Source organism: Nocardiopsis sp. CNS-639 (genome assembly GCF_000381685.1).
Taxonomy (GTDB): Bacteria; Actinomycetota; Actinomycetes; order Streptosporangiales; family Streptosporangiaceae; genus Nocardiopsis; species Nocardiopsis dassonvillei.
This window is the reverse complement of the sequence record NZ_KB906874.1, coordinates 95,691-102,202: the sequence shown is the minus strand read 5'-3', so window position 1 is coordinate 102,202 and position 6,512 is coordinate 95,691. Positions and strand designations below refer to the sequence as shown.

Genomic DNA, 6,512 nt, shown 5'->3' with positions numbered 1-6,512 from the left:
CCTTCCTGGGCGGGATCGGCTTCCTGGTCGCCTACTTCCTCTTCAGCTCCAGTGCGATCGCGGACCCGCAGATCGCCCAGTACTCGAACATGCTGCTGGGCGGCACGCTGACGCTGGCGATGTTCGGCATCGGTGCGGGTATGACGGTGTGGGCTCGTCAGGTGATGCCGCACTACGAGGTGGCCTCTCCCTATGACGAGCTGCCCTCGGACGAGAAGGAGAAGGGTTCGTTCAGCGCCTTCTTCATGCAGGGCGCCGACGAGAGCGGTTTCACCAAGCGTCCGCTGATGCGCCGCACGCTCATCCTGGCGATGCTGCCGCTGGGGCTGGCGCCGATCGTGCTGCTGCGCGACACCGGCCCGCTGCCCGGCGACAAGCTCAAGACCACGCCGTGGCGCAACGGCCGCCGGATGTACGTCGAGGGCACCCACCGCGCCATCCGCGCGGAGGACTTCGAGAACGACCCCAACGGGATGATCTCCGCCCTCCCCGCGATCGACGACGACCACTACCCGCACGGCATCAGCCTCAACGACCAGGCCAAGTCCGTCATCCTCCTGATCAAGGTCCCCGAGGAGGACTGGCAGGAGCGGATGACCGAGGAGGTCGAGGGCGCCGACGGCCAGACGCGTCTGAACTGGACGCACAACGGCATCGTCGCCTACTCCAAGATCTGCACCCACGTGGGCTGCCCCGCGGCCCTGTACGAACGCACGACGCACCGCATCCTGTGCCCGTGCCACCAGTCGACGTTCGACGCCTCCAACGCCGCCGAGGTCGTGTTCGGTCCGGCGCACCGGCCGCTGCCCCAGCTGCCGATCGGCGTCGACGACGAGGGCTACCTCATCGCGACCGGCGACTTCGTCGCGCCGCCGGGTCCGACGTTCTGGGATTACGCGAAGGACTAGCCGATGAGTAAGACCACGCAAGCACCCAAGGCGCTTCGCGGCGTCGGCAACTTCATCGACGACCGCTTCCACCTGGCCAAGACCGGCGAGAAGAACCTGCGCAAGGTCTTCCCGAACCACTGGTCGTTCATGCTGGGCGAGATCGCGCTGTACTCGTTCATCATCCTGCTGCTCACGGGTGTCTTCCTCACGCTCTGGTTCAAGCCGAGCATGGTGGAGGTCGTCTACGACGGCTCCTACGAGCGCCTCCAGGGCGTTCTGATGTCGGAGGCCTACGCCTCCACGCTCCACATCACCTTCGAGGTGCGCGGCGGGCTCCTGGTCCGCCAGATCCACCACTGGGCCGCGCTGATCTTCGTGGCGTCGTTGGTCGTGCACATGCTCCGGGTGTTCTTCACCGGCGCGTTCCGCAAGCCGCGCGAGATCAACTGGCTGATCGGCGTCGCGATCTTCGTCCTGGCGCTGCTGGAGGGTCTGTTCGGCTACTCGCTGCCCGACGACCTGCCCTCGGGCATGGGCGTGCGGGTCCTCCAGGGCGTCGTCCTGGCGATCCCCCTGGTGGGTTCCTACCTGTCGATGTTCCTCTTCGGCGGGGAGTTCCCCGGCGAGGACATCATCTCGCGGCTGTACATGCTGCACGTGCTGGCGCTGCCGGCGCTGCTGCTGGGTCTGATCGTCGCGCACTTCATGATCCTGTGGCACCAGAAGCACACCCAGTACCCCGGTACCGGGCGCACGGACAAGACCGTGGTCGGAACGCCCATGTTCCCGGCCTTCGCGGTCAAGGCGGGCGGGTTCTTCTTCTTCACGTTCGCCGTGATCGCGCTGCTGGGCGCGTTCGTGCAGATCAACCCGATCCACCTGTTCGGGCCCTTCAGTCCGACGTCCATCACCTCCGGGCTCCAGCCCGACTGGTACCTGGGCTTCATGGAGGGTTCGCTGCGCATCTTCCCGAACTGGTTCGACTTCTCCATCGGGGGCTACCCGTTCATCATCGGCGTGCTCATCCCCGGGCTGGGGATCATGGGCCTGCTCTTCGGTGCCCTGGGCGCGTGGCCGTTCATCGAGCAGTGGATCACCGGCGACAAGCGCGCGCGTAACGTCGCCGACCGTCCGCGCAACGCGCCGGTGCGCACCGGTGTGGGCGTCGCCGGGATCATCTTCTACGGTGTGCTGTGGATGTCCGGATCCAACGACATCATCTCGGAGACCTTCTCGATCAGCCTGTACATGACCACGTACATCTTCCGTGTGCTGGTCATCGTGGGTCCGATCGCGGCCTTCTTCATCACCAAGCGCATCTGCCTGGGGCTGCAGCGCCGTGACCGGGAGACCCTGGAGCACGGCTACGAGAGCGGCACCATCCAGCAGCTGCCCAGCGGTGAGTTCGTGGAGGTGCACAAGCACAGCTCCCCGGAGACGGTGCACGTTCTGGAGAGCAAGCCGGTCATCACCTCGACGGCCCTGAAGGACGACGCCGACGTGGACGGCAAGGGTGTGGAGAACCCCGAGGCCCGCAAGGGCAGCGGCAAGCTCCGCAAGGCCCTGGCGCGTTGGTACACCAAGGACGACGTGTCCCTGGATGGCGTGGAGGCGCACAACGGCCACCACCCGCACCACTCCTCCACGGGGGCGGAGAAGGAGGCGGCCCACCACTAGCGCGCCCACACGTGGGTGACGGACCCGGCCGCGGTGCGGCCGGGTCCGTCGTGTTCCCGGAGCACGGGCCCGCACACGGCGGGAGCCGACCGCCCCCGTGCGAGGTCGGTCGGCTCCCGTGTGTCCGGTGTGGGCGGCGGAGCGCTCAGCCGGCGTAGATGTCGTCGATCTCCTTGCTCCACTGCTTGCTGACCACGTGGCGCTTGACCTTCAGGGAGGCGGTCATCTGGCCGCTCTCCTCGGTGAAGTCGCTGGGCAGGATCTTGAACTTCTTGATCCCCTCGGCCTTGGACACCGCGTTATTGGCGTTGTCCACGGCCTCCTGGATGGCGGCGTTCAGGTCCGCGTCCCCGGTCAGGTCGGCGATCTCGCCGCTCTTGCCGTTGGCCTCGCGCCACTGGACGAACGACTCGGGGTCGATCGTGATCAGCGCGGCGATGAACTTGCGGTTGTCTCCGACCACCATGCACTGGCTGACCAGGGCGTGGGCGCGGATGCGGTCCTCCAGGACGGCCGGGGCGACGTTCTTGCCGCCCGCGGTCACGATGATCTCCTTCTTGCGCCCGGTGACGCTCAGGAAGCCGTCGTCGTCCAGCGCGCCGAGGTCGCCGGTGCGGTAGAAGCCGTCCTCGGTGAAGGCCTCCTTGGTGGCCTTCTCGTTCTTCCAGTAGCCGACCATGATGTGGTCGCCCTTGAGCAGGATCTCGCCGTCCTCGGCGATCCTGATGGTGGTGCCGGGCAGCGGCTGGCCCACGGTGCCGATCTTGTTGAACTCGGGGCTGTTCACCGAGGTGGGGGCGGTGGTCTCGGTGAGGCCGTAGCCCTCGATGATGGTGAAGCCGATGCCGCGGAAGAAGTGGCCCAGACGCGCGCCCAGCGCGGATCCGCCGGAGACGGCGTACTCGGCGTTGCCGCCCAGGGCGGCCAGGAGCTTGCCGTAGACCAGCTTGCTGAACAGCGCGTGCTTGAGCTTGAGGCTCAGGGGGATCCGGCCGGTGGCCAGGGCCTTGCTGTAGGCGACGGCGGTGTCGGCGGCGGCGTTGAAGATCTTGCCCTTGCCCTCGGCCGCGGCCTTCTGCTCGGCCTTGGTGTAGACCTTCTCGAACACGCGGGGGACCGCGAGCAGGAAGGTGGGCCTGAACGCCGAGAACTGCTCGATCAGCTCGGGGCCGGTGGAGGGGAAGTGGCCGAGGGTGGCTCTGGCCTCGATCACCATGACCTGGACGAAGCGGGCGAAGACGTGGGCCAGCGGCAGGAACAGCAGCGTGGAGGGGTTCTCCCTGCTGCGCAGGACCTGGCGGGCCGGGCCCTCCAGCGCGTTGTGGGAGATGAAGAGGAAGTTGCGGTGGGTGAGCTCGCAGCCCTTGGGGCGGCCGGTGGTGCCCGAGGTGTAGATGAGGGTGGCGAGGTCGTCGGCCTTGACCGCGGTGCGGCGCTTCTCCAGAGCCTCGTCGCTCACCTCCGAGCCCGCGGAGCGCAGCTCGGCGTACCCGGGGTCGTCGAACCGCCAGACGGGGCCGAGCTCGGGGGTCCGGGCGCGGACCGACTCGACGCGCTCGGCGTGGGCGTCGTTCTCCACGAACGCGGCCTTGGCGCCGGAGTCGGTGAGGATCCACTCGATCTGCTCGGCGGAGGAGGTCTCGTAGATCGGGACGGTCACGCCGCCGACGGACCAGATGGCGTAGTCGACGACCGTCCACTCGTAGCGGGTGCGCGACATCAGGGCGACGCGGTCGCCGTGCTCGATGCCCGCGTCGATCAGGGCCTTGGCGTACGCGGCGATGTCGGCGTGCAGCTCCGCCACGGTGACGTCGTGCCACTGGCCGGACTCCTGGCGACGGGCGGTGACGGCGTTGGGCTCGCTGGCCGCGCGCGCGTAGAGCGTGTCGGTCAGTCGCGCGTCGTCGGAGATCTCAGCCTTCGCGGGAGAGCTGTATTCGCGCACGTGGTGCTCCTGGACGTGTACGGGTTCGGGTAGTACGGGACGTGATGACCGTAACAACACCACCCTACTCATGAGTAGAACACGTTGTCGTTCGGTATCCAACGGTGACCCTGGGTCGTGTCCGGCGCGGCGGACGCGCTGGTGCGCGGGCGGAGGAAGGAACGGATTCCTCCCTCGTACGCACGCGAGACTATACGCCCGACGTAGTGTTTGCGCACGTCGTGAGAACTATGTGCTGTATGTGAATTTTGTGTCCTTTGTAGGTTTTCACGGTCATTGCGGTTTCCCTCGGCCTCACTCACCGTAGCCGCGCACGCGCCCCTGATTCGCCCCTGAACCTGCCCTGAGAAACCTCCCCGGCGCCCGGAGGGCCGGTTACCGTGAAGCAGAACGCGGCGCGAAGGAGGAAGCTGACATGACGGAGAACACCGGTCGCAACGGCGGTCCGGGTGCGGGCAGGGGCGAGGACCCCGACCTCATCGACGACGCGCTGAAGCTGGTGACCACCCTTCAGCGCAGGCTGCTGACGGCCGGGGTCAAGCGCGGGGTGGACGCCGTGACCTCACCGCCCCCGAGCAAGGGCGACGTGTGGGAGGAGGCCATCCGCCTGGAGACGGGCGACCGGCGCCCCCCGCTGGAGGAACTCCTCGACATCGTGCGGACCTCCGGCCCCGAGGTCGTCGGGCACCTCGGCCGCGCCGGGCTGGCCGCGGTCGGGGCCCTGGGCCGCACCTGGGACGTGGTCGAGCGCTCCCTGGAGCAGACCCGCGCCGACGACGCCGCGGGGCGCCGCCCACAGGGCCGGACGCAGGGTGGCGAAAGGGCGACGGATGGCGAGGAACGCCAGGTCACCGCGGGGTGAACGGGAGGAGATCACGGTTCGACTCCGGGGGTGTCGGGGGTCGCCTCACGCCTGGTTTAATCAGATGGCATACATCATCTGAAAACACTTTGCCATGAACCTTGAGACTTATGTCAGAGTTCGGGCGTAAGTACGAAGGAGCTGCCCCCATGCTGACCATCGGCGTAGACATCGGCGGGACCAAGGTCGCCGCCGGGGTCGTCGACCCCGAAGGGCAGATCCTCGACAAGGTCAAGTACCCCACCCCCTCCAACGACCCGCAGGCCCTGGCCGACGTCGTGGCCAGGGCCGTCGGGGAGCTGCGCGGCCGACAGGACGCCGACTCCGTCCGGGCTGTCGGGGTGGGGGTGGCGGGATTCGTGGACGAGGACCGCGCCACCGTCCAGGTCGCCGTCAACCTCGGCCTGCGCGACGAGCCCCTCCGGGACCACGTCCAGGAGCGCGTCGGGCTGCCCGTGGTCATCGAGAACGACGCCAACGCCGCCGCCTGGGCCGAGGCCAGGTTCGGCGCCGGGCGCGGCAGCGACCACATCGTGTGCATCACCCTGGGCACCGGCATCGGCGGCGGCCTGGTCATCGGCGGCGCCCTGCACCGCGGCCGCTACGGCGTGGCCGCCGAGGTCGGGCACTACCGGATGGTCCCGCACGGGCGCCGCTGCGCCTGCGGCAACCACGGCTGCTGGGAGCAGTACGCCAGCGGCCGCGCCCTGGTCGCCGAGGCCCAGGACCTGGCGCTGACCGACCCCGTGGCCGCCGAGCGCATGCTCAAGCTCGCCGACGGCGTCATCGACCAGGTCGAGGGCCACGTCATCACCCAGGCGGCGCTGGAGGGGGACAGGGCCGCCCTGGAGTGCTTCGCCAAGGTTGGGGAGTGGGCCGGACACGGCCTGGCCGACCTCGCCGCCATCCTCGACCCCGAGTGCTTCGTCCTGGGCGGCGGTGTCTCCGACGCCGGGTCCATCCTGCTGGACCCGGTCCGCGCCGCCTTCGCCCGCAACGTCCCGGGCCGCCCCGGGCGCCGCATGGCCGAGGTGCGCCTGGCCGAACTCGGCGGAGAGGCGGGCATCGTCGGCGCCGGCGACCTCGCCCGGCACTGACCCGGGCCCCGAGAAGCGGACGGCCCCCGCGACCCCCACCG

At 68.7% G+C, this 6,512-nt stretch carries 5 protein-coding genes; 4 read left to right on the top strand and 1 reads right to left on the bottom strand.

All coding sequences use genetic code 11. The annotated features are described in order from the left end of the window. Together G011_RS0124635 and G011_RS0124630 are read left to right on the top strand one after the other, a co-directional pair. Window positions 1–908, top strand: a 908-nt coding sequence (locus G011_RS0124635) for a ubiquinol-cytochrome c reductase iron-sulfur subunit (RefSeq protein ID WP_019610795.1), incomplete at its 5' end; no start/stop codon positions are given. Window positions 909–911: 3 nt separating this feature from the next. Beyond that, window positions 912–2,567, top strand: a complete 1,656-nt coding sequence (locus tag G011_RS0124630) for a cytochrome bc complex cytochrome b subunit (RefSeq protein WP_019610794.1) — start codon at window positions 912–914, stop codon at window positions 2,565–2,567. A 145-nt stretch (window positions 2,568–2,712) separates the two neighbouring features. On the opposite strand, the gene G011_RS0124625 is transcribed toward G011_RS0124630, so the two are convergent. Beyond that, a complete protein-coding gene (locus G011_RS0124625; RefSeq protein WP_019610793.1) occupies window positions 2,713–4,512 on the bottom strand; it encodes a long-chain fatty acid--CoA ligase in 1,800 nt (599 codons plus the stop codon). Between the two features lie 415 nt (window positions 4,513–4,927). On the opposite strand from G011_RS0124625, the gene G011_RS0124620 reads away from it, so the two are divergent. Both G011_RS0124620 and G011_RS0124615 read left to right on the top strand, forming a co-directional pair. After that, window positions 4,928–5,374, top strand: a complete 447-nt coding sequence (locus tag G011_RS0124620; protein WP_019610792.1) for a hypothetical protein — start codon at window positions 4,928–4,930, stop codon at window positions 5,372–5,374. Window positions 5,375–5,523: 149 nt separating this feature from the next. Next, the gene (locus G011_RS0124615; RefSeq protein WP_013154145.1) at window positions 5,524–6,471 is read left to right on the top strand and encodes an ROK family glucokinase; all 948 of its coding nucleotides are present in this window, start codon (window positions 5,524–5,526) and stop codon (window positions 6,469–6,471) included. Window positions 6,472–6,512 lie beyond the last annotated feature (41 nt).